The 2,832-nt window shown below is 65.1% G+C and carries 1 protein-coding gene; it reads right to left on the bottom strand.

All coding sequences use genetic code 11. The features are described 5' to 3' along the window. Window positions 1-1,169: 1,169 nt before the first annotated feature. A partial coding sequence (locus ACLP9N_RS21520; protein ID WP_442409309.1) for an MBG domain-containing protein occupies window positions 1,170-2,832 on the bottom strand: 1,663 nt, incomplete at its 5' end.

Raw genomic sequence — 2,832 nt, 5'->3', positions numbered from 1 at the left:
AAGTAGACTTTGAGCTCTTTTCTCGCCACGACGCCTGCGTTCGGTGAGGATCTCCCAACCCCGCCGTTCGGTTGACCGGACGTCTCCACGCGAGCGGAGGGGCCACCCAGCGTCCCCCCGGCCATTGTTCTCCCGCCCCACGCCAGGGCTGTTTCGTTTTCGGTTGCAGATCGACACGATTTTCAGCGACTCCTCATGTTGCTTCCGGAAGGCCGCTGGCCGCTCCTCTCGACGCTGGATCTCCGTCTCGCCCCGGGATTGGCTTCGTTTTCGCCCCGCCGGACCGGTCGATCCTGATTCAACCTCCTAAGGGAGTGTGTCCGAGAATTAACCATTTTTAGGCTAAGGACTTACGGATTTCGCCGTCAGGCAAAAAGTGCGGAATCCCCGAAAAACGAAAAATCGCTCTTCGGCTGATCGACGTAAGTCCTTATCTGCCTTCACTTGTTTCTCGGACAGGCTCCTAGACGGGTAGTTTCGGGGACGCCACACCTAACTCCGAAAAAAGAGGTATGGTGTCCCCGGAACTGTGCAAGCGGCATTCAACAACCGCCGCCGGAACCAAAACGACATGAAATTTTTCTCACTCGTGCAGCGGAACGCGGGCTCGTTCGGCGCGGGTCTCCTGACCCCGCCGTTCAGCCGACCGCAGGGTGTTAGGTTTGCGATGGCACTTTTTCACCTTGGGCTGCAGCTTGACACCGGCCGACCGGTCCGGCAGTTTGGACAAAGGGGACATTCTTATTACTGGTCGCAGGATAGGAAGTTTGGGAAACTTTCATGACTACTTTCCCGGTGAAGGGCGGGGTTGTCGTTCTCGCGATCGAAGGCTGTATTCCAGGCCCAAGAGGCCGGCGGTCTCCGTGGTCCACGAGTCGATACCATAGGGACGATCCCTGCGCAGCGAGAGCCGGATCGCCGCAACCTCCGCTTCGGTCATCGGAGTGTTCCTATGTTCTCCAGACGACTGCCGTGAATAGCAATGTCCCCTTTGCGCTTCCCCTTGCGCTTCCGGGGTCCTGGAACCGGCGAGGGATCGTCGCCGGGCGGCCATCCGGGAGGTCCGGCCGACCTGCGGCCGGGCGTGTGATCGCGCGGCTCCACGGCCGCATCGACCGCCTGCGGTACGGCTCAAGACGCGGGCAGGGGACCGATCGGGGGCCGCACGATCAGGCCCTCCCGGCGCCACGCGGCCGTGCATGCACGTGGGGGAGGACACCGCCGGTGCTCGCCCTGGCGTGGCTCGACTTCCGCAGCGCCAGCGGACCGGCGGGCGCGATCGCCGGCTGCGCGGCCGCTTGCCGCGCCGCCCGCAGGGCATCCGAGTAAGCCACCTTCAGCGGGATCGTGGGTTCACGCCCCTGCTGGTCCAGGGCGACCCGCTCCGGAGACCGTACGAACCCCTGCCAGATTTCGCGCGTCGACGCACCGGCCAGGTACCTGCGCATCCAGAATTGAAAACCTGACGGCTCCGGTCCGCGGCCCAGGATCTCGTTGTACAGCGTCGTGGCGAACCCGTCCGCGGCCCGGTACCGCGGTTTCGCCGGCGGCACATAGGGGGCTATGGTCAACGTCCCATTCACATAACTGATGGCGTAGTCGGATGAGCTGGCTCCGGACGCGGCGATCGGGTAAGCACCCGCCGGGCTATTGCTCGTCGCCGACGTGCTCAGATTGACCGGAGTCTTGAGACTGGCGGGCGTCTCGCCGTTGACGAAGCCGGCATACGAAGCCGTCAAGGGGGGCACGGTGCCGCCGAACGACGTCGCCTTGTTGTCGGCGGTGACAGTCAGAGGGGCTGGGTTGACCGTCAGGCTGCCGTCGTGGTATGCGATCGCGTAGTTGTCAAGGCCGTTGCCTGCCGCGTCGCTCGGGACGATGGCATAAGGTGAACCGGCGACGTGGGCCGTCGCCGCGGCACCGCCGCTGGTCAATGCGACGGTGGTGATTCTGTCGCCCTTGAGCAGGCCGGAGTCGGTGAACTCGGTGTCGGTGAAGGCGAACGTGTCACCGTATGTCTTCCTGAAACTGTCGGCCGTAACGATAACGGCAGCCCTGGTGATGCTGTCGTTGACCGTGCCGCTGGTGTTGTTGTAGTTGCCGGTGCTGTCGGTGAACGTCCAGGTGTCGGCGTAGGTCCCGGCGTTGGTGTGTGTGGTCGCGTTGAGGACCAGTCCACTGAGGGCCTCGCCCAGTACGCCCGTCGCCGTGCCGGTCGCGGTGTGCGCGGCGCCGTCATAGGTGACGCCGTAGGGCGTGACCGAGATCGTCGCGTTGGCCTTGGTGATGCTGTCGTTGACCGTGCCGCTGGTGTTGTTGTAGTTGCCGGTGCTGTCGGTGAACGTCCAGGTGTCGGCGTAGGTCCCGGCGTTGGTGCGGGTGGTCGCGCTGAGGACCAGTCCACTGAGGGCCTCGCCCAGCACGCCCGTCGCCGTGCCGGTCGCGGTGTGCGCGGCGCCGTCATAGGTGACGGCGTAGGGCGTGACCGAGATCGTCGCGTTGGCCTTGGTGATGCTGGCCATGGCCGTGGCCGTGGCGTTGACCGTGTAATTGCCGGCGTCGGCGCCGGTGATGGTGATGCCGCTGTCGGTGACGGTCCAGGTGCCGACGTTACTGCTGGCGAACGTCGCCGTGCCGTCGACCAGCGCGACGGTGTCGCCGGTGAGCACCCCGGTGAGCGTGGGATGGTCGACGGCGGCGGTCGTGCCGTCATAGACCTTGCCATCGGCGGTGATGCTGGCCGTCAGCGCCAGGGCGTTGACGGTCACCGAGCCGGTGGCGCCCGTCAGGGTGTAGTCGCTCGCGCTGGCTCCGCCCAGCGTCAGCGTGCCG

The sequence above is a fragment of the Mycobacterium sp. genome (assembly GCF_052144515.1).
Classification (GTDB): Bacteria; Actinomycetota; Actinomycetes; order Mycobacteriales; family Mycobacteriaceae; genus Mycobacterium.
This window is presented reverse-complemented; position numbering and strand designations above follow the sequence as displayed.